Below are 18,845 nucleotides of genomic sequence, written 5' to 3' on the forward strand. Positions count from 1 at the left end.
TGCTAGAAAAGTCGACACATACCGAGGCGTGGGCGCGAAGGCCCGGCGCGATTTCAAGCGAAGGCTTGGCGTTCATGAGTGAAATCAAGACGGTCGGCGTGATCGGCGCCGGCCAGATGGGGTCGGGCATCGCGCATGTCGTCGCCCTGGGCGGCTATGACGTGCGTCTCCACGACGTGTCGCGCGAGCGCATCGAGGCGGGCATCGCCGTCATCGAGAAGAACATGGCGCGCCAGGTGGGCCGCGGAATCATCGACGACGCCGCCATGAAGGCCGCGCTGGCCCGCATCCAGCCGGCCGAGGGCCTGGAAGCCGTCGGCGCCGCCGACCTGGCGATCGAGGCGGCCACCGAGAACGAGGAGATCAAGAAGTCGATCTTCCGCAGCCTGCAGCCGCACCTGAAGGACGGCACGCTGCTGGCTTCGAACACCTCGTCGATCTCGATCACGCGCCTGGCCTCGGCCACCGACCGCCCCGAGCGCTTCATCGGCCTGCACTTCATGAACCCGGTCCCGCTGATGAAGCTGGTCGAGATCATCCGCGGCATCGCCACCGACGTCCCGACCTACGAGACGGCCGTGGCCTTCGCCAAGTCGCTGGGCAAGATCACCAGCAACGCCGAGGACTTCCCCGCCTTCATCGTCAACCGCGTGCTGGTGCCGATGATCAACGAGGCGATCTACACGCTGTACGAAGGGGTCGGCACGGTCGACGCCATCGACACGGCGATGAAGCTGGGCGCCAACCATCCGATGGGCCCGCTGGAGCTGGGCGACTTTATCGGTCTCGACACCGTGCTAAGCATCATGAACGTGCTGCACGAGGGTCTGGCCGACAGCAAGTACCGCCCCTGCCCGCTGCTGGTGAAGTATGTCGAGGCCGGCTGGCTGGGCAAGAAGACCGGCCGCGGCTTCTACGACTATCGCGGCGAGACGCCGGTCCCGACGCGGTAGGGCTACCAGACGGTGGGGACTCCGTAGGCCGCCACGAGAGGGTCGCGGGTCACCACCGTCGCGTTCTCGACCAATCCCTGGGCCGCGATCAGCCGATCGAAAGGATCCCCGTGTTGGCGCGGCAAGCGTCCCGCCGTGACCGCGTGACGCGCGCCTATCGGCATCCATTCGAACCCCAGCGACAGGGCGGCGTCTTCGAGATCGGCGGGCAGGCGCGCGATCTCGGCGCTACGGGCGCGCTTGAATTCGATTTCATAGGCGCAGGCGGCGCTGACGCTCACGGCGTTGGCGCGGTCCTCCAGCAGCCCAACGACGCGCGCGGGCAGCCGGAACGACGCGGCCAGCACCCAGACCAGGGCATGGGTATCAAGCAGCAGCTTCATCGTCGCCCGGAAACAGCGGACCATCGACACCGGCCAAGGTGTCCGCGTCCGGCCCAATGAACAGGTCTTCGGGCAGGTCTAGTCCCAGATGATCCCAGACGCCCAAGACACGCTTGGTCTTCGTGGCGGCGTTGACCGGCTTGGCGATGGCCACGACCACGCCATCACGCGTCAACCGAACCTCCTCGCCACCCTCCAGATGGGCTAGGAGACGATCGCGCGCATCAGGGGCGTTCACGTCGAGTTCGATCATGCCCCCAGCATAGCACGGAACATAAGAAGAACAACCTTGGCGTTAGCCCCTACCCCGCTCCCAGCGCCACGGCCACGTGGTAGGTGACGAACGAGGCGATGTAGGCCAGCGTCAGCATGTAGGCGAACATCACCGACGGCCACAGCCAGCCGTTGGTCTCGCGCTTGACCACGCCCAGGGTCGCCGCGCACTGCGGGGCGAAGACGTACCAGGCCAGGAACGACAGGGCCGTGGCCAGCGACCACTGGTGTTGCAACAAGGTGCTGAGCGCGGCGTGGGAGTCGGCGTCGCCGCCCACCGCGTAGACCGTGCCCAGGGTCGCCACCGCCACCTCGCGCGCCGCGAAGCCCGGCACCAGGGCCACCGTCATCTGCCAGTTGAAGCCGATGGGCCGCATCAGCGGCTCGACCAGATGGCCGATACGGCCGGCGATGCTGTAGTCGATGGCCGGTCCCGTCGCGCCGGGCGGCGGATAGGGGAAGGTCGACAGCACCCAGACCAGCACCATCAGCGGCAGGATGATCCGACCGGCGCGCTCCAGGAAGATCCGGGCGCGGGTCCAGAGGTTCATCAGCAGATTGCGCGGCTCGGGCCAGCGATAGGTCGGCAGCTCCATCATGAAGGGCTCGACCGCCCCGCGCCAGAAGACCCGCCGGATCACGAACGAGACCAGCAGGGCGCTGACGATGCCGGCGGCGTAGAGGCCGAACATCACCAGGCCTTGCAGCGACAGGACGCCATAGACCGTGCGCGGCGGGATGAAGGCGCTGATGATCAGGCCATAGACCGGGATCCGCGCCGAGCAGGTCATCAGCGGCGCGACCAGGATGGTGGTCAGCCGGTCGTGGCGGTTGTCGATCACCCGCGTCGACATGATGCCGGGAATGGCGCAGGCGAAGCTGGACAGCAGCGGGATGAACGCCCGGCCGTGCAGGCCCGCCCCGCCCATGATCTTGTCCATCAGGAAGGCCGCGCGGGCCATGTAGCCGCTGTCCTCCAGCATCAGGATGAAGAAGAACAGGATCAGGATCTGCGGCAGGAACACGAGCACGCTGCCGACCCCGGCGATCAGGCCGTCCGAGACGAAGCTGGCCAGAAGCCCCGGAGGCAGGTGGGCGGCGGTCCAGGCCCCGAAGGCGCCGAACATGTGGTCCATGGCGTCGGCCGGGATCTTGGCCCAGGTGAACACCGCCTGGAACATGACGAACAGCAGGGTCAGCAGGATGGCCAGGCCCGCGACCGGGTGCAGCAGAACCCCGTCGACCTTGCCGGTCATGGTGTCGGGCCGCTCGGGCGGCTTCACGCAGGCCTTGAAGATGCGCTGGGCCTCGGCGTGGGCCGCGCGGATCTCGGCCGCGCTGGGCTCGCGCCAGACGCTGTCGACGGCGTCGCCGCGCGGGGCGACCAGGCGCTCGACCTGTTCCAGAAGCTCGGGCAGGCCGCGCTTGCGGGTCGCCACGGTGGTGACGATCGGCGCGCCGATCTCGCGGGACAGCCGCTCCAAATCGATGCGCAGGCCCTGGCGCTGGGCGATGTCGTACATGTTGAGGGCCAGGACGAACGGCCGCCCCACCCGCTTCAGCTCCAGCACCAGGCGCAGGACCAGCCGCAGGTTGGTGGCGTCGGCGACGCAGATCAGGGCCTCGGGCGCGGCCTCGCCAGCCAGCCGGCCCAGCACCGCGTCGCGGGTGACGACCTCGTCGGGGCTGCGGGCGCGCAGAGAATAGGTGCCCGGCAGGTCGAGCACGCGCATCTGGCGGCCGGCGGGCGTGGTCAGCACGCCTTCCTTCCGCTCGACCGTGACGCCGGCATAGTTGGCCACCTTCTGGCGGCTGCCGGTCAGGGCGTTGAAAAGGGCGGTCTTGCCGGAGTTGGGATTACCGACCAGGGCGATGCGGGCCGGCGCGGCGTCCGACGCCTTGGGATCGGAGGAAGCAAGGCCAGGATCCTGACGAACAGGCGTGTCGAGAGCCAAGATCTTAGCGTCCGTCGAACTTCACGGCGACCGCGCCGGCTTCGCGGCGGCGCAGCGCCACGCGGGTGTCGTCGACGCGCACGGCGATCGGGTCGCGGCCGAACAGGCCCTCGTGCAGCACCTCGATCCGCGCGCCCTCGACGAAGCCCATCTCCAGCAGGCGGCGCTCCAGTTCCTGGGCGTCGATCGCCTCGGCCGCGCCCGACACGCCGGTAACCTTCACGATCACCCCGCGATCGCCGCGCCGGGCCAGGCCCAACGAGCGCGGGACCTCCGCGCGGCTCTCGGCCGAGTTGAAATCAGGGGACAAAGCGAACGCTTCGGACATAATGGCTCCGATCGGATTGCGAACGATTATCAGTCGAAGCCGCCAATGTCGATTCAGGGATCCTACTGAAGTACGATATGTTTGAATCCATTCAGGGTCTTGAGACGGAATGGCGCAGGCGCGTTAATCTATTCGACTCCCGCCGCGCGGACCGGTCTGATTGTCCGTATCGATTCGTGTAGGCGAAACATGCGTAAACTGACGTTCGCGCTCTGGACGGGCGGGTATCTCAGCCTGGCCTTGATCGTCGCGCTCCTCCTCTGGAGGACGGGGGCGACGCCGGCTGTCGGTCTTTCGGCGTTCATCGGCGCGCTGGGGCTCTGCTTCGCCTTTCACGGCCTGATCTCTCAGACCTTCATGGGCGGCGGCCTGCGCCTGGAGATCGAGACCGTGCGCGAGGCCCACGCCATCCTGCTGGACCAGATCGAGAAGGTCGACGCGCGCGTCACCGACCTGGTGGAGTCGGTCGCCCAGGACGCCCAGCGTCGCTCCGAGGCCCTGTCGACCGAGGTCCACCAGCTGGAAGACCTGATCCAGCAGATGAACGACCGGCTGGAGCATCAGCTGAGCCATCAGGTGGCCGCCGCGTCGGCCCGCCACACCAGCCTGGGCCGCGAGCGCGCGCCGCACGCCAGCCACATGCTGCAGGTGGTGCAGGACGCCCTGGCCGAGAACCGCGTCGATCTCTACCTGCAGCCGATCGTCAGCCTGCCCCAGCGCCGCACGGTCTTCTACGAGAGCTTCTCGCGGCTGCGCGACGAGGCCGGCCGCGTCATGATGCCCGCCGAATATCTGGCCGTGGCCGAGCCGGAAGGCCTGATGACGGCCATCGACAACCTCCTGCTGTTCCGCTGCGTGCAGATCGTGCGGCGGCTGGCCAAGCAGGACCGCAAGGTCGGGATCTTCTGCAACATCTCGCTGGCCAGCCTGGGCGACGAGACGTTCTTCCCGCAGTTCCTGGAGTTCATGCAGGGCAACAAGGACCTGGCCGGGGCGGTGATCTTCGAGCTGGGCCAGGCGGCGTTCGAGCGCCGGGGTCCCGTCGAGGCCCGCCACATGGCCCGCCTGGCCGGCCTGGGCTTCAGCTTCAGCCTGGACAAGGTCAACGACCTGGATCTCGACTTCCAGGACCTGGCCCGCGCCGACGTGAAATACCTGAAGGTCGGCGCCCAGATGATGCTGGACCAGCTGGAAGAGCAGGACGGCAAGCTGGTCATCACCTCGCTGCCCGACCTGAACGCCAGCGACTTCGCCGCCCTGACCCGTCGCTACGGCATCGAGGTCATCGTCGAGAAGGTCGAGGCCGAGAAGCAGATCGCCGAGATCCTGGATCTCGATATCGGCTACGGCCAGGGCCACCTGTTCGGCGAGCCGCGCGCCATCCGCGACGCCGTCCTGGCCGAGGCCGAGCCGCCGCAGGACTTCATTCGCGGCGCGCTGCGTCGCCGGGCCGTGGGCTGGTAAGGCCCACGGACAAGCAAGCAAGAGGGCCGTCGCGGCGATCGCGGCGGCCCTCTCGTTTTTGGGGGTCACGCCTCCTCATCCGTCATCCCGCGCTTCATGCGCGGGACCCATATGTCCGCTGCTGGTGAAGTGCGATCTTACGCCCTCACGTAGAAGCTGAACCATGGGTCCCGCGCATGAAGCGCGGGATGACGGGAAAGTGGAGGCGGCGGTGGCGCGGCTTCTACCAACGCAGCCTGCTGACCGTTTCCGGCGTCGGACCGCAAGCATCGGAATGACCCGGCCCGAAGCCTGGCGCATCGTCTCCTACGAAAGGAGATCAATCCTCATGACCGCTCCGACCTACCCGAACGACGACGCCCGCTGGGCCGCCCTGCGGGCCAAGGACCGCGCCGCCGAGGGCGCTTTCTATATCGGCGTGCGCACCACGGGCGTCTATTGCGTCGCCAGCTGCGGCGGCCGTCCGCTGCGCAAGAACGTCGACTTCCACGCCACCCGCGAGGCCGCCCGCGCCGCCGGCCTGCGCGCCTGCCTGCGCTGCCAGCCCGATGTCGACCGCGAGACCCTGCGCTGGGCGGTGACCAGCACCAGCCTGGGCCTGGCCCTCGTCGCCCGCTCGGAGGCCGGCCTGCGCCTGGTGATCCTGGGCGACGACGTCGAGGCGCTGCGGGCCGACCTGGAAGCGCGTTTCAAGCGCGCCCGCATCGTCCCGGACGCGGAAGGCCTGACCGCCGAGCTCGAGGCCGTCGCCGACCTGATCGACCATCCCGACCGCCGCCTCACCCTGCCGATCGACACCCGGGGGACCGAATTGCAGCAGGCCGTCTGGGCCGCCCTGCGCCAGATCCCAGCCGGCCGGACGGCCTCCTACGCCGACATCGCCAAGGCCGTCGGCCGTCCCGGCGCCTTCCGAGCGGTGGCCCAGGCCTGCGGCGCCAATCCGCTGGCGGTGATCACGCCGTGCCACCGTGTCGTCCGCGCCGATGGGAGCCTCTCCGGCTATCGCTGGGGCGTCGAGCGCAAGCGAGCCCTCCTGGCGCGGGAAGCGGCGTGAGCCTCGCCCAAGCCAGATTGGACTGGACCCGCATCGCCACCGAGCTGGACGATCGCGGCTGGGCCCTGACCGGCCCGCTGCTGAAGCCCGAGACCTGCGCCGCCATCGCGGACCTCTATCCGCGCGACGAGGGCTTTCGGAGCCGGGTGGTCATGGCCCGCCACGGCTTCGGGCGCGGCGAGTACAAGTATTTCAGCTATCCCCTGCCGGAGGTCGTCCAGCGGCTGCGGCAGGGGCTGTACGGGCCGCTGTCGGCGATCGCCAACCGCTGGGCCGAACAGCTGGGCGAGACGCGCCGCTTCCCCGAGAGCCTGGACGCGATGCTAACCCGCTGCCGCGACGCCGGGCAGGCGCGGCCCACGCCCCTGCTGCTGACCTACGGCCCGGGCGACTACAACTGCCTGCACCAGGACCTCTATGGCGAGCATGTCTTTCCGCTGCAGGCGGCGTTCCTGCTGGACGAGCCGGGCCGCGACTTCGACGGCGGCGAGTTCGTGATCGTCGAGCAGCGGCCAAGGCAGCAGTCGGCGCCGGCGGTCGTCCCACTGAGACAGGGCGAAGGCGTGATCTTCGCGGTGCGCGAGCGCCCGGCGCCCGGCGCGCGCGGCGTCCATCGCCGGGTGCTGCGTCACGGGGTCAGCGCGGTGCGCGGCGGACGACGCAGGACGCTGGGCGTGATCTTTCACGACGCGACGTAGTCTTCCTCCCCCGCAGCGCGGGGGAGGTGGCCCGGAGGGCCGGAGGGGGCGAGCTGGACCCCTACCGCATTGGCCCCCTCAGCCGCTCCGCGGCAGCTCCCCCGCATAGCGGGGGAGCAAACTCACCCCAGCGGCGACACGCCGAACAGCAGGCGATGCAGGAAGAACACGAACACCAGATAAAGTCCCGTCCCCGCCGCCAGCGCGATCAGGTCCGCGATCGGTTTCGTCGCCACCGGCGCGGGCTCCTTGCGGTTCACGGCCGCGAACAGGTCGATCACGGCCCAGACCAGGAACGATCCGAAGAGCAGGGTCGAGGCCTGGTCGCCATTGGCCAGCAGGTGGCCGGTCGACCAGAGGATCACGCCCAGCAGCATCGGATGGCGCACCGTCGCCTTGATCCGGCCGACCGGTCCGTTCGCGCCGGCCAGCAGCACGAAGGCGATCCAGACCAGGGCCATGGTCGCGTGACGCCCCCAGGCGGGCGGATCGTAAAGTCGCGGCGCGGCCGGGCGGAACTGGATCCAGCCGACAATGATCAGGACGAAGCCCAGCCCCGAGGCTAGCGAATAGAGCCCCTTCCACCGCTTCGGATTGGCGGCGGCCTGGGCGTCGCGGAACGGCCCGGCCAGGATCCGCGCCGAGTGGACGCCCAGGAACACGACCAGCCCCAGGATCAGAATCGTCATCAGCCCCTCCCCCTCTTCACGCGGAGAATAATCACGGAACAACGATCTCCGAAAGCCGGCGCGCGGCGGCCTGACTGGCGCCGGGACGGCCAGACGCCTAGAACCCTTTCCGATCTGAGTTGATCTGGAGGGCGCCTGTTGACGCTCCCGCTCGCGACCGGTACCGCCCAGTCATGATGGACTTTCCCGACGGCCTCTCCGCCCTCTCCGACCGCTACGACGTGGTGCTGTGCGACGTCTGGGGCGTGATCCACAACGGGGTCCGAAGCTATCCGGACGCCTGCGAGGCCCTGACCCAATGGGGGCGGACCCAGGGGCCGGTCGTGCTGATCTCGAACTCGCCGCGGCCGTCCTACGACGTCGTCGCCCAGTTGGACGGCCTGTCCGTGCCGCGCTCGGCCTGGCAAGGTTTCGTCACCTCGGGCGACGCGACCCGGGCGCTGCTCGAGCCGCACCGGGGCGCCAAGGTCTGGAAGATCGGCCCCGAACGCGACGGGCCGCTGTGGGCCGGCTTCGACTTGACCCTGGCCGGTCCCGAGGACGCCGACTTCATCCTGTGCTCGGGCCTCTACGAGGACGAGACCGAGGTCCCCGAGGACTATCGCGACCGCCTGACGGTCGCGGCCGGCCGGGGCCTGCCGTTCATCTGCGCCAATCCCGACCGGGTGGTTCAGCGGGGCGACCGCCTGATCTTCTGCGCCGGCGCCCTGGCCGACCTCTATGAGAGCCTGGGCGGCAAGGTCGAGATGGCCGGCAAGCCCTATGGCGCGATCTACGACCTGGCCATGGCCAAGGCGGCCGAGCTGCTGGGCCGGCCGGTCGATCGCGCCCGCGTGCTATGCATCGGCGACGGGGTCATCACCGACGTCAAGGGCGCCCACGACCAGAAGCTGGCCTGCCTGTTCGTCGCCAAGGGCATCCATGGCGACAAGGCGATCGGGCCGGATGGCCGACTGGAGCCCGACGCGGTCCACGCGCTGCTGGACGCCGAGGCGGTGGGCGCGACCCACGCGATCGCCGACCTGGTCTGGTGATCGGCGCGGCCAAGAACAAGGGGATAGGGTGATGCAGGGCAAGTTTCTGGAAGAGCTGAGCGTCGGCCAGTCGGCGTCGCTGACGCGCGCGGTCGCCGAGGCCGATATCGTCGCGTTCGCGCAGGTGACCGGCGACACCAATCCGGTGCACCTGGACGCCGCCTACGCCGCCACGACCAGCTTTGGCCAGCGCATCGCCCACGGGATGCTGTCGGCCGGCTATATTTCCGCGGTGCTGGGCACCACCCTGCCCGGCCCCGGCGCGATCTATCTGTCGCAGGCGCTGAAGTTCAAGCGCCCGGTCAAGATCGGCGACGAGGTCACCGCGCAAGTCACCATCACCGAGATCAACGAGACCAAGGCCCAGGTCACCCTCTCCACCGTCTGCACGGTCAACGGCAAGGCGGTGGTCGACGGCGAGGCCGTGGTCATGGTTCCACGCAAGGCCGCCTGATGCCCCTGAAGACCGTCAACGCCTGGAAGAACCTCCCCGCCGAAGAGCGCGGCGCCGCCGTGGCGCTGGGCAATTTCGACGGCGTGCATCGCGGCCACCAGCAGGTGATCGCCCAGGCCGCCAAGGCCGCGCTGGCCACCCACGCGCCGCTGGGCGTCGTCACCTTCGACCCGCACCCGCGCCGCCTGTTCCGTCCGACCGAACCGACCTTCAAGCTGATGACCCACGGCCAGCAGGCCCGGGCGCTGGGCGGGCTGGGCGTCGACCTTCTGTATCTGCTGCCGTTCGACTTCGAGATGGCCAGCTTCGGCGACCGCGAATTCGTCGAGAAGGTTCTGGTCCAGGGCCTGGGCGTGAAACACGTCGCCGTCGGCTTCGACATCTCGTTCGGCCGGGGCCGCTCGGGCAGCGCCGAGCTGATGAAGGCCTATGGCGACGAGTACGGCTTCACCGTCTCCGTGGCCGAGCCGGTGGGCGTGGACGGCGGCGAGAAGTTCTCCTCGACCAGCGTGCGCGTCGCCTTGCGCGACGGTCGGCCCGAGCGGGCGGCGCACATCCTGGGTCGGCCCTTCGCGATCGAGGGCGTGGTCCGGCGCGGCCAGCAGCTGGGCCGCCAGCTGGGCTTCCCCACCGCCAATGTCGAGGTCGAGGACTATGTGGTCCCCCAGCTCGGCGTCTACGCCACCCGCACCCGCCTGCCCGACGGCCGCGAGGTTCCCGGCGTCGCCAACCTCGGCAACAACCCGACCACCGGCGAGGTCGAGACCCGGCTGGAGACCTGGCTGTTCGATTTCGACGAAGACCTCTACGGCCAGGTCATCGAAACCGACCTGATCGCCTTCCTGCGCCCCGAGCTGAAGTTCGACAGCCTGGAGCTGATGATCGAGCAGATCCGCCGCGACGAGCAGACCGCGCGGGCGATCGTGGCGCCGGGGTTCTGACTCAGCATTCTCCCCCACCTGACCTCGCGCCGCGAGGTCTGTCCGCCCCCAGGAGGGTGGCGGAGAGATCTCTCCTCCCCCCTTTTGGGGGAGGGGGACCGGCGAAGCCGGTGGAGGGGGCAGGCTCTGGCCTTGCCGCCAACCCTCTGCTATCCCCAACGCCATGAGTTTCGTTCGGAAGATTTCGCGAATTATCCGCCCGGCGTGACGCCGCCGGACGATTTCCAGCGCGCGCCGGGTTTTCCCGCCCTCTCTTCCGACACCTTTTCAAAGCCGGACACCTTTCCATGGCCGACGACGCCACGACCGCCCGCGACTATCGCGAAACCGTCTTCCTTCCCGACACCCCGTTCCCGATGCGCGCGGGCCTGCCCAAGAAGGAGCCCGAGATCCTGGAGGGCTGGGCCGCCCTGTCGCCCAAGGGCCTGTACGGCGCGATCCGCAGCCGTCGCCAGGCCGACAAGGCCCCGCTCTATGTGCTGCACGACGGCCCGCCCTACGCCAACGGCGCGATCCACATCGGCCACGCCCTGAACAAGACGCTGAAGGACTTCGTGGTCCGGTCGCGCTTCGCCCTCGGCTACGACGTCGACTACGTGCCCGGCTGGGACTGCCACGGCCTGCCGATCGAGTGGAAGATCGAGGAGAAGTTCCGTAGCCAAGGCCGCCGCAAGGACGAGGTCCCGGCCGAGGAGTTCCGCCGCGAATGCCGCGCCTATGCCGGCATGTGGATCGAGGCCCAGAAGACCGAGTTCCAGCGCCTGGGCGTGCTGGGCGACTGGTGGAACCGCTACGCCACGATGGACTTCTCGTCGGAAGCCACGATCGTGGCCGAGTTCCACAAGTTCCTGGCCAGCGGCCAGCTCTATCGCGGCTCCAAGCCGGTGATGTGGAGCCCGGTCGAGCGCACGGCCCTGGCCGACGCCGAGATCGAGTACCACGACCACGTCTCGCCGACGATCTGGGTGAAGTTCCCGGTCACGCAAGGCTCGGACGCCGCCGTCGGCGCCAAGCTGGTGATCTGGACCACGACGCCCTGGACCATCCCGGCCAACCGCGCGGTCTCCTACAACCCCGACATCCCCTACTCTGTGTTTGAGGTGACGGCGCTGGAGGAAGGTCTCGAGTTCGAGCCCTGGGCCAAGCCGGGCGACCGCCTGATCATCGCCGACAAGCTGGCGGCCGACGTCTTCAAGGCCGCCAAGGTCGCGTCTTGGAAAACCGTTGAGGCCGTCGACTGCGAAGGCATGGTGCTGGCCCACCCGCTGGCCGACCTCGACAGCCATTACGGCTTCGCGGTGCCGATGCTGGCCGGCGACCACGTCACCGACGACGCCGGCACCGGCTTCGTCCACACCGCCCCGGGCCACGGCGCCGACGACTACCAGGTCTGGCTGGCCCACGGCCACCGCGAGATCCCCGACACCGTCGACCCCGACGGCGCCTACTATCCGCACGTGCCGCTGTTCGCGGGCCTGAAGGTCCTCGAAACCGAAGGCAAGAAGGTCGGCAAGTTCGGGCCCGCCAACGGCGCGGTCATGGAGAAGCTGATCGAGGCCGGCAACCTCTTGGCGCGCGGCCGGGTCGAGCACAGCTATCCGCACAGCTGGCGCTCGAAGGCCCCGGTGATCTTCCGCAACACCCCGCAGTGGTTCATCCGCATGGACCACGCCGTGGACAGCCTGGGCGGCAAGACCCTGCGCGAGGTCGCGGTCCAGTCGCTGGCCGACACCGCCTTCCACCCCGAGGCCGGCCGCAACCGGATCGGCGCCATGGTCGAGACCCGACCCGACTGGCTGATCAGCCGCCAGCGCAACTGGGGCACGCCGCTGGCCATGTACGTGGACAAGGCGACCGGCCACCCGCTGAACGACCCCGAGGTCAACGCCCGGATCCTGGACGCCATCCGCGAGGGCGGCGCCGACGCCTGGTTCACGCGCCCCGACAGCGAATTCCTGGGCCATCACGACCCGGCCCAATACGAGAAGATCACCGACATCCTGGATGTCTGGTTCGATAGCGGCTGCACCCACGCCTTCACGATCGAGGGCCGCGAAGACAGCCACTGGCCGGCCGACCTCTATCTGGAAGGCTCGGACCAGCACCGCGGCTGGTTCCAGTCCTCGCTGCTGGAAGGCTCCGGCACGCGCGGCCGCGCGCCGTACAAGGCCGTCCTGACCCATGGCTTCACCATGGACGAGAACGGCGAGAAGATGTCCAAGTCCAAGGGCAACACGATCGAGCCGCAGGCGATCACCAAGGAGTCCGGCGCCGAGATCCTGCGCCTGTGGGCGGCCATGGTCGACTATTCGGAGGACCAGCGGATCGGCAAGACGATCCTGGCCACCACGACCGACGCTTATCGCAAGCTGCGCAACACCATGCGCTACCTGCTGGGGGCCCTGGCCGGCTTCACCGAGGAAGAGCGCGTCACCGACTACGCCGACTTCCCGCCGCTGGAGAAGTACATCCTGCACCGCCTCTGGGAGCTGGATGGCCAGGTGAAGGCCGCCTACGAGGCCTATCGCTTCAGCGACGTGATCCGGCCGCTGATCGAGTTCTGCCAGGGCGACCTGTCGGCTCTGTACTTCGACGTCCGCCGCGACAGCCTCTATTGCGACCGCCCCGACGCCCTGAAGCGCCGGGCCTATCGCACGGTGCTGGACGAGGTGTTCAACCGCCTGACCATCTGGCTGGCCCCGCTGGCCAGCTTCACGATGGAAGAAGCCTGGGTGACGCGCTTCCCCGAGGCGGGTCCGGTGGCGCTGCGGGTCATCCCCGAGCGCGTCGACGCCTGGCGCAACGACGCCGAGGCCGCCCGCTGGGCCAAGGTCGAGACCGTCACCAGCGTCGTCATGGGCGCCTTGGAGGTCGAGCGCCGCGAAAAGCGCATCGGCTCGGCCCTGGAGGCCGCGCCGGTCGTGCATGTCGCCGATCCCGAGCTGCTGGCCGCCTTCGAGGGCCTGGACGCCGCCGAGGTGTTCCGAACCTCGGCCGCGACCCTGACGGCCGGCGACGCCGGCGCGTTCCGCATCGACGAGGTCAAGGGCGTGTCGGTCGATCCGAACAAGGCCGAAGGCAAGAAGTGCGCCCGCTCGTGGCGCATCCTGCCGGAGGTCGGAACCGATCCGCGCTATCCGGAGCTTAGCCTTCGCGACGCCGACGCCGTGGCCTATTGGGACGCGACGCACGGCTAAGGAAATCTCCCTCTCCCATGGGGAGAGGGGCAGGGGTGAGGGGATAGGCCGGCCGTCGGCGTAACCCCTCACCTCCCGCCGCCCAGGCGGCGGGTCCCTCCTCTCCCTCTGGGAGAGGATTTCAGAACGGGGGACGACGCGCTTGAAAATCACCCGCCTCGGCTGGATCGCCTACGCCGTCGCCGCCGCTACGGTCGTGCTGGACCAGGCGTCCAAGCTCTGGATCCTGGGCCTCTTGGGCCGCGAGCAGGGGGCCAGCCTGCCGCTGCTGGGGCCGGTCCACCTGACCATGGTCCATAATTACGGCATGAGCTTTGGCCTGCTGCGGAACGGAGACTGGGGCCGCTGGCTGCTGATCGGCTTCTCGCTCGTCGTGGCAGTGGGCCTGTCCATCTGGGCCCGCAAGATGACCAAGCTTCTGCCGGCCCTGGGCGTCGGCATGATCATCGGCGGGGCGATCGGCAACAACCTGATCGACCGGGTGCTGTACGGCTACGTCGTCGATTTCATCGACGTCTCGCGACTCTATTTCCCCTGGGTGTTCAACGTCGCCGACTCCGGCATCTCGGTCGGCGTAGCGCTGCTGCTGCTCGACAGCTTCCTGGGCGAGGAAAGCAAGCTGTCCCACCAGACCGAATGACGCCGCATTCGCGTGGGAGATTGGCGCCCGCGCGAGGATGTCGTATCGAGAGCGTCCGAAATTTGGGCCGGGGGTCGGCCTGCTGGAGCATGGTTTGATGAGTTTCAATCGGGTCGCGACCGTGAGCGCCCTGACCGCCGTGGCCGCTATCGCGCTGTCCGGCTGCACCTCGGCCCAGAAGGCTCTGGGCATGAGCAAGGTGGTCCCCGACGAATTCCGCGTGGTCAGCAAGGCCCCGCTGGCCGTGCCGCCGGACTACGCCCTGCGCCCGCCGGCGCCCGGCGAGCCGCGCCCGCAGGAGCTGCAGCCGGAAAGCGCCGCTCGCGCCGCCCTGATCGGCCAGAGCAACGCGGCCAACCGCTCGGAAGGCGAAAAGCTGCTGGTCGCCCGCGCCGGCTCCGAAAAAGCCGATCCGCTGATCCGCTTCGTGGTCGACGACGAGAACGGCGACCTGGCCCACAAGGACGAGAGCTTCGCCCAGAAGGTGATGTTCTGGCGCAAGGGCCAGTCCAAGACCACGGTGGCCACCGCCGCCGCCTCGGGCGCCAACGCCCCGGTCGAGGTCGACGCCGCCGCCGAGGAGGCCCGCCTCAAGAAGCTGGTCGGCACGGGCGGCGTGGTCATCACCCGCGAAAAGAAGACCGGCATTAAGCTTCCGGGCCTGTAAGGGCTGGCCTTAGAGCCTTATCCGCTCGAATGGAATCATTCGAGCGGAAAAATAAGGCTCTAAATCAAACATTTAGAGCGTGATAACCGCCGAAACCGCTCACACTTTCGGCTATCACGCTCTAGCCTGAGATACAGAACGGCCCGGAGGCGATGCTTCCGGGCCGTTGTTTTTAGCGCGACCGGCGATCAACCGCGCGGGTCAAGGCCCGCCGTCGGTTCGATCTCGGATCAGGCCGCTTCGCGGATGTGGGCGGGGAACACGTCGTCCATCCGCAGATAGGTGATCAGGCGGTTTTCCATCGAGATGATCGCCTGGATGTAGCGCAGCTCCTCGACGCCGACGTCCGGCGCCGGCTGCAGGCTTTCGCGCGGCACGGTGAAGGTCTCGGACACGGCGTCGACCAGGATGCCCGCCAGGCGGTCCTGGCACTCGACGACCACGATCACGTGGCGGGTCTCGGGGATGGTGACGCCCAGGCCCAGGCGATTGCGCAGATCGATGACCGGCATGATCGCGCCGCGCAGATTGATGACGCCGCGCATATAGGCCGGGGCGTGCGGGATCGGGGTGGCGGGCGTCCAGCCGCGGATCTCGCGGACGGTCTTCACGTCGATGCAGAACTCCTGCTCGCCGATGCAGAACGAGATCAATTCCAGAGCGGGCGCGGTGTTGTCGGTCATGGCGAAGGTCCCGGGTCGAATGAACGGACCAGAACAGCGGTCTGGCGTTGGTCGGTCCCTAGAAGAGCCCGATCGTCCTTTAACAAGCGTTAAGGCTGAGATGGGCGGAGCGCGCCGAATTGTCGCGTTCCGCCCACAATGAGTCTCAAGCCTCGTCCAGGCCCTCGTCGCCGTCGTCGGCGAGGTTGAACTCGTACCAGACGCCGTTCAGCACGCCGAAGGCGACGGCCAGACCCAGGCCCAGGATCCAGGTGAAGTACCACATGGGAGTCGTTTCCTTCGGATCAGTAGAGATCGGGGTTGGTGGCCAGGGCGCCGGTGGTGCTGCGGCCCCACAGCACCCGGTAGACAAAGGCCGTGTAGGCCAGGATCAGCGGCAGGAAGACCACGGTCACGACCAGCATGATGAACAGGGTCATGTGGCTGGACGAGGCGTTCCACACCGTCAGGCTGGAGCGCGGGTCGATCGAGCTGGGCAGGATGAACGGGAACATCGACAGACCCACCGTTCCGACGATCCCGGCGGCCGAGGCCGACGAGCCGGTGAACGCCGCCCAGGCCTTGTTGAACCGGAGGCCGGCCAGGGCCAGGGCCGCGCCGGCGAAGCCCAGCACCGGAGCGGCCATCATCCAGGCGTGGCGGCCATAGTTGTCGAGCCAGGCGCCGGGCGCGCGGACGGCGGCGACGCCGCGCAGCGGGTTGGAGGGTCCGGCCGCGTCGGCCAGGCCGTCGATCCGGAAGCCCATGCCGCCGAACGCCACCCAGAAGCCGCCGGCCGCGAACAGCACGATGCTGGCCAGGGCCGCGATCTCGCCGAACAGGCGGGCGCGCTCGGTCACCGGGCCCTCCTCGGCCTTGATGGTGATCCAGGCCGCGCCATGCAGCACCAGCATGGCCACCGACAGGAGGCCGCACAGCAGGGCGAACGGCGAGAACAGGGCGATGAACGCGCCGTCGTAGAAGGCCCGCAGGTCGCCATCCAGGCGGAAGGGCGCGCCTTGCAGCACGTTGCCCAGGGCCACGCCGTAGCAGAGCACCGGCACGAAGCCGCCGACGAACAGGCCCCAGTCCCAGAACGACCGCCAGCGCGGATTGGGCCGCTTGGACCGGTACTTGAAGCTGACCGGCCGCATGATCATCGCCGCCAGCACCACGAACATGGCCAGGTAGAAGCCCGAGAAGCTGACGGCGTAGACGAACGGCCAGGCCGCGAAGATCGCGCCGCCGCCCAGGATGAACCATACCTGGTTGCCCTCCCAGGTCGCGCCGACGGTGTTGATCACCATCCGGCGCTCCTCGTCGGTCTTGGCGACGAAGGGCAGCAGGGCGCCGACGCCCATGTCGAAGCCGTCGGTCAAGGCGAAGCCGATCAGCAGCACGCCGACCAGCGCCCACCAGATGACGCGCAGCGTGGCGTAGTCGAGGGGAAGTTCCATGACTATGCGCTCCTTTAGGCCACGGCCGGTTCGGGCTCGGGGAGCGAGCCGCCGGGGACGGGGTCGTGCTTGGCGAACGGCCCCTTGTTGATGGTGCGAACGATCAGGCCGATCTCGACCACGGCCAGCGCCCCGTAGAGCAGGGTGAAGGCCGTGATGCTGATCAGCAGCTGCGGGACCGAGAGACTGGAGGCCCCCAGGAAGGTGGGCAGCACGCCGTCCACCGCCCAGGGCTGGCGGCCCATCTCGGCCAGCACCCAGCCCAGCTCGGCCGACAGCCACGGCAGCGGCAGGGCGGCCACGGCCAGGACCAGGAACCACTTGGTGTCATGCTTGCGCAGGGTGACCAGCAGGAAGGCCGTGGCGAACAGGGCGATCATCAGGAAGCCGACCCCCGCCATGACGCGGAAGGACCAGAACATCACCGGCACCGGCGGCACCACGTCCCAGGCCGTCTTCTTGATCAGGTCGGGCGAGGCCTGGCGCGGATCGGCGACATAGCGCTTCAGCAGCAGGGCGTAGCCGAGGTCGCGGCGATGGGCCTCGAAGGTGGCGCGGGCGGCCATGTCCTTGGGATTGGCCTTCAGGGTCTCCAGCGCGCCATAGGCGACGACGCCCGACTCGATCCGCGTCTGGGCCTTGGCCACCAGCTGGAAGATGCCCTCGACCGGCTTGTCGACGCTGCGCGTGGCGATCAGGCCCAGCACATAGGGGATCTTGATCTCGTTATGGGTGGTGCGCGTCTTCAGGTCGGGAATGCCGAAGGCGGTCAGGCCGGCGGGCGCGGGCTCGGTGTTCCACATGGCCTCGAGGGCCGCCAGCTTCATCTTCTGGTTATCGGTCAGGGCGTAGCCGCTCTCGTCGCCCAGCACCACGACCGACAACGACGAGGCCAGGCCGAACGCGGCCGCGACGGTCATCGACCGCTTGGCCACCGCCACGTACTTGCCGCGCAGCAGATAGAGCGCCGAGATCCCCAGCACGAACACCGCGGCGATCACGTAGCCGGCGCTGACGGTGTGGACGAACTTGGCCTGGGCCACCGGGTTGAACAGCACGTCGCGGAAGCTGGAGACCTCCATGCGCATGGTGTCGGGGTTGAAGGTCGCGCCCATCGGGTTCTGCATCCAGCCGTTGGCGACCAGGATCCACAGCGCCGACAGGTTGGTGCCCAGGGCCGTCAAGAAGGTCACCGCCAGGTGGCCGACGCGGCTGAGCTTGTCCCAGCCGAAGAACATCAGGCCGACGAAGGTCGCTTCCAGGAAGAAGGCCATCAGCCCTTCGATCGCCAGCGGGGCGCCGAAGATGTCGCCGACATAGTGCGAGTAGTAGGACCAGTTCATGCCGAACTGGAATTCCATCGTGATGCCGGTGGCGACGCCGATGGCGAAATTGATCCCGAACAGCACGCCCCAGAAGCGCGTGACGGTTCGCCAGATCGGGCGCTTGGTCATCACATAGATGCTCTCCATGATGACCAGCATGAAGGAGAGCCCCAGGGTCAGGGGCACGAACAAAAAGTGGTAGAGAGCGGTGAGCGCGAATTGGAGGCGCGATAGGTCTATGACGGCGGGGTCCATGGACAACTCCGAGACGAACGGCCAATGATCGCATCGACCGAGAGCCCCGCTCTAGACCCGTGCGACCACCCAGTCCTTGATCAGCATCAAGGACCGGAGACGCCGCCACCCTACACTCTGCCCATGGGCGCCGTCACAGCACAGTTGAATTCCGAACACGAGGCCAAGGCCTGGTTGACCAGGACCGCGCGGCTGGGCGGCCCCGCCGCTCGCCGGGCCGGGCTGTGGGTCCTGATGGACGGCGCGGCCGCGATCGGCTTCGCCGCGGGCCTCGCCTTCGGGGTCGACGCCATCGCCGAGCGCAAGGGTCCGGGCGCGCTGGCCGTCTGGCTGGGCCTCGTCCTGGCCGCTAGCGCCCTGCGCGGCGGATTGTCGCTGCTGGCCGCCTCGGCCGGCGCCCAGGCGGCGCGGGAGAC

At 68.5% G+C, this 18,845-nt stretch carries 20 protein-coding genes and 1 pseudogene; 12 read left to right on the top strand and 9 right to left on the bottom strand.

The annotated features are described in order from the left end of the window. Positions 1 to 74: 74 nt before the first annotated feature. Positions 75 to 953: a 3-hydroxybutyryl-CoA dehydrogenase gene (locus FCU40_RS11740; RefSeq protein WP_004616184.1), complete on the top strand. Its 879-nt coding sequence runs from the start codon at positions 75 to 77 to the stop codon at positions 951 to 953. Positions 954 to 955: 2 nt separating this feature from the next. On the opposite strand, the gene FCU40_RS11745 is transcribed toward FCU40_RS11740, so the two are convergent. The 4 genes from FCU40_RS11745 to FCU40_RS11760 form a co-directional block, all read right to left on the bottom strand. Further along, the gene (locus FCU40_RS11745; RefSeq protein ID WP_168075094.1) at positions 956 to 1,336 is read right to left on the bottom strand and encodes a type II toxin-antitoxin system VapC family toxin; all 381 of its coding nucleotides are present in this window, start codon (positions 1,334 to 1,336) and stop codon (positions 956 to 958) included. Continuing rightward, entirely contained in the window at positions 1,320 to 1,589 is a 270-nt protein-coding gene (locus FCU40_RS11750) for a hypothetical protein (protein ID WP_168075095.1), read from the bottom strand. Before FCU40_RS11750 ends, FCU40_RS11745 begins: the two co-directional genes overlap by 17 nt. 49 nt (positions 1,590 to 1,638) lie before the next feature. After that, complete coding sequence (gene feoB, locus FCU40_RS11755) at positions 1,639 to 3,483, bottom strand: ferrous iron transport protein B (RefSeq protein ID WP_168075109.1); 1,845 nt, start codon at positions 3,481 to 3,483, stop codon at positions 1,639 to 1,641. An 85-nt stretch (positions 3,484 to 3,568) separates the two neighbouring features. Then, positions 3,569 to 3,892 carry a FeoA family protein gene (locus FCU40_RS11760; protein WP_004616192.1) on the bottom strand — a complete coding sequence of 108 codons (324 nt, stop codon included), beginning with the start codon at positions 3,890 to 3,892 and terminating at the stop codon, positions 3,569 to 3,571. Between the two features lie 189 nt (positions 3,893 to 4,081). Between FCU40_RS11760 and FCU40_RS11765 the strand changes: the two genes are divergently transcribed. The 3 genes from FCU40_RS11765 (at position 4,082) to FCU40_RS11775 (ending at position 7,108) form a co-directional block, all read left to right on the top strand. Next, positions 4,082 to 5,356 (top strand): EAL domain-containing protein, encoded by a 1,275-nt coding sequence (locus FCU40_RS11765; protein ID WP_194246539.1) that lies wholly within the window; start codon positions 4,082 to 4,084, stop codon positions 5,354 to 5,356. Between the two features lie 328 nt (positions 5,357 to 5,684). Continuing rightward, positions 5,685 to 6,410 (top strand): methylated-DNA--[protein]-cysteine S-methyltransferase, encoded by a 726-nt coding sequence (locus FCU40_RS11770; RefSeq protein WP_168075097.1) that lies wholly within the window; start codon positions 5,685 to 5,687, stop codon positions 6,408 to 6,410. Further along, entirely contained in the window at positions 6,407 to 7,108 is a 702-nt protein-coding gene (locus FCU40_RS11775) for a 2OG-Fe(II) oxygenase (RefSeq protein ID WP_168075098.1), read from the top strand. The genes FCU40_RS11770 and FCU40_RS11775 overlap by 4 nt, the downstream gene beginning before the upstream one ends. A gap of 122 nt (positions 7,109 to 7,230) precedes the next feature. Here FCU40_RS11775 and FCU40_RS11780 read toward each other — a convergent pair whose 3' ends face one another. Continuing rightward, positions 7,231 to 7,797, bottom strand: a complete 567-nt coding sequence (locus FCU40_RS11780; protein ID WP_168075099.1) for an NnrU family protein — start codon at positions 7,795 to 7,797, stop codon at positions 7,231 to 7,233. 173 nt (positions 7,798 to 7,970) lie between these two features. Between FCU40_RS11780 and FCU40_RS11785 the strand changes: the two genes are divergently transcribed. From FCU40_RS11785 to FCU40_RS11810, 7 genes are all read left to right on the top strand, one after another. Then, positions 7,971 to 8,831 (top strand): TIGR01459 family HAD-type hydrolase, encoded by an 861-nt coding sequence (locus tag FCU40_RS11785; protein WP_168075100.1) that lies wholly within the window; start codon positions 7,971 to 7,973, stop codon positions 8,829 to 8,831. Positions 8,832 to 8,859: 28 nt separating this feature from the next. Next, positions 8,860 to 9,285, top strand: a complete 426-nt coding sequence (locus FCU40_RS11790; protein ID WP_168075101.1) for a MaoC family dehydratase — start codon at positions 8,860 to 8,862, stop codon at positions 9,283 to 9,285. Beyond that, complete coding sequence (locus tag FCU40_RS11795) at positions 9,285 to 10,226, top strand: bifunctional riboflavin kinase/FAD synthetase (protein WP_004616207.1); 942 nt, start codon at positions 9,285 to 9,287, stop codon at positions 10,224 to 10,226. The genes FCU40_RS11790 and FCU40_RS11795 overlap by 1 nt, the downstream gene beginning before the upstream one ends. A gap of 163 nt (positions 10,227 to 10,389) precedes the next feature. Further along, entirely contained in the window at positions 10,390 to 10,434 is a 45-nt protein-coding gene (locus FCU40_RS23100; protein ID WP_175582077.1) for a hypothetical protein, read from the top strand. A gap of 79 nt (positions 10,435 to 10,513) precedes the next feature. Next, the gene (gene ileS, locus FCU40_RS11800) at positions 10,514 to 13,423 is read left to right on the top strand and encodes an isoleucine--tRNA ligase (protein ID WP_168075103.1); all 2,910 of its coding nucleotides are present in this window, start codon (positions 10,514 to 10,516) and stop codon (positions 13,421 to 13,423) included. Positions 13,424 to 13,565: 142 nt separating this feature from the next. Then, positions 13,566 to 14,063, top strand: coding sequence for a signal peptidase II (gene lspA, locus FCU40_RS11805; RefSeq protein ID WP_004616210.1), 498 nt, complete (start codon positions 13,566 to 13,568; stop codon positions 14,061 to 14,063). A gap of 97 nt (positions 14,064 to 14,160) precedes the next feature. Beyond that, entirely contained in the window at positions 14,161 to 14,730 is a 570-nt protein-coding gene (locus FCU40_RS11810) for a DUF3035 domain-containing protein (RefSeq protein WP_004616211.1), read from the top strand. A 230-nt stretch (positions 14,731 to 14,960) separates the two neighbouring features. Here the strand turns inward: FCU40_RS11810 and FCU40_RS11815 are convergent, their stop codons facing one another. The 4 genes from FCU40_RS11815 to FCU40_RS11830 all read right to left on the bottom strand — a co-directional run bounded on the left by FCU40_RS11815 (position 14,961) and on the right by FCU40_RS11830 (position 18,429). Next, positions 14,961 to 15,413, bottom strand: coding sequence for a chemotaxis protein CheW (locus FCU40_RS11815; protein ID WP_004616214.1), 453 nt, complete (start codon positions 15,411 to 15,413; stop codon positions 14,961 to 14,963). Between the two features lie 145 nt (positions 15,414 to 15,558). Next, the gene (gene cydX, locus FCU40_RS11820) at positions 15,559 to 15,678 is read right to left on the bottom strand and encodes a cytochrome bd-I oxidase subunit CydX (RefSeq protein ID WP_004616215.1); all 120 of its coding nucleotides are present in this window, start codon (positions 15,676 to 15,678) and stop codon (positions 15,559 to 15,561) included. A gap of 19 nt (positions 15,679 to 15,697) precedes the next feature. Further along, entirely contained in the window at positions 15,698 to 16,849 is a 1,152-nt protein-coding gene (cydB, locus tag FCU40_RS11825) for a cytochrome d ubiquinol oxidase subunit II (protein ID WP_168075105.1), read from the bottom strand. 14 nt (positions 16,850 to 16,863) lie between these two features. After that, positions 16,864 to 18,429: a cytochrome ubiquinol oxidase subunit I gene (locus FCU40_RS11830; protein ID WP_168075107.1), complete on the bottom strand. Its 1,566-nt coding sequence runs from the start codon at positions 18,427 to 18,429 to the stop codon at positions 16,864 to 16,866. A gap of 24 nt (positions 18,430 to 18,453) precedes the next feature. On the opposite strand from FCU40_RS11830, the pseudogene FCU40_RS11835 reads away from it, so the two are divergent. Further along, positions 18,454 to 18,845: pseudogene (locus tag FCU40_RS11835) on the top strand (hypothetical protein); the annotation flags it as partial.

This window comes from Caulobacter sp. SSI4214, from assembly GCF_012184455.1.
Lineage (GTDB): Bacteria > Pseudomonadota > Alphaproteobacteria > Caulobacterales > Caulobacteraceae > Caulobacter > Caulobacter vibrioides_E.

Coding starts and splice junctions, on each gene's coding strand:
- FCU40_RS11770 (WP_168075097.1), top strand. CDS start 5,685: ATGACCGCTCCGACCTACCCGAACGACGACGCCCGCTGGGCCGCCCTG.
- FCU40_RS11815 (WP_004616214.1), bottom strand. CDS start 15,413: ATGACCGACAACACCGCGCCCGCTCTGGAATTGATCTCGTTCTGCATC.
- cydB (WP_168075105.1), bottom strand. CDS start 16,849: ATGGAACTTCCCCTCGACTACGCCACGCTGCGCGTCATCTGGTGGGCG.
- ileS (WP_168075103.1), top strand. CDS start 10,514: ATGGCCGACGACGCCACGACCGCCCGCGACTATCGCGAAACCGTCTTC.
- FCU40_RS11745 (WP_168075094.1), bottom strand. CDS start 1,336: ATGAAGCTGCTGCTTGATACCCATGCCCTGGTCTGGGTGCTGGCCGCG.
- FCU40_RS11785 (WP_168075100.1), top strand. CDS start 7,971: ATGATGGACTTTCCCGACGGCCTCTCCGCCCTCTCCGACCGCTACGAC.
- FCU40_RS11760 (WP_004616192.1), bottom strand. CDS start 3,892: ATGTCCGAAGCGTTCGCTTTGTCCCCTGATTTCAACTCGGCCGAGAGC.
- FCU40_RS11780 (WP_168075099.1), bottom strand. CDS start 7,797: ATGACGATTCTGATCCTGGGGCTGGTCGTGTTCCTGGGCGTCCACTCG.
- FCU40_RS11750 (WP_168075095.1), bottom strand. CDS start 1,589: ATGATCGAACTCGACGTGAACGCCCCTGATGCGCGCGATCGTCTCCTA.
- FCU40_RS11795 (WP_004616207.1), top strand. CDS start 9,285: ATGCCCCTGAAGACCGTCAACGCCTGGAAGAACCTCCCCGCCGAAGAG.
- FCU40_RS11740 (WP_004616184.1), top strand. CDS start 75: ATGAGTGAAATCAAGACGGTCGGCGTGATCGGCGCCGGCCAGATGGGG.
- FCU40_RS11810 (WP_004616211.1), top strand. CDS start 14,161: ATGAGTTTCAATCGGGTCGCGACCGTGAGCGCCCTGACCGCCGTGGCC.
- cydX (WP_004616215.1), bottom strand. CDS start 15,678: ATGTGGTACTTCACCTGGATCCTGGGCCTGGGTCTGGCCGTCGCCTTC.
- FCU40_RS11765 (WP_194246539.1), top strand. CDS start 4,082: ATGCGTAAACTGACGTTCGCGCTCTGGACGGGCGGGTATCTCAGCCTG.
- FCU40_RS11830 (WP_168075107.1), bottom strand. CDS start 18,429: ATGGACCCCGCCGTCATAGACCTATCGCGCCTCCAATTCGCGCTCACC.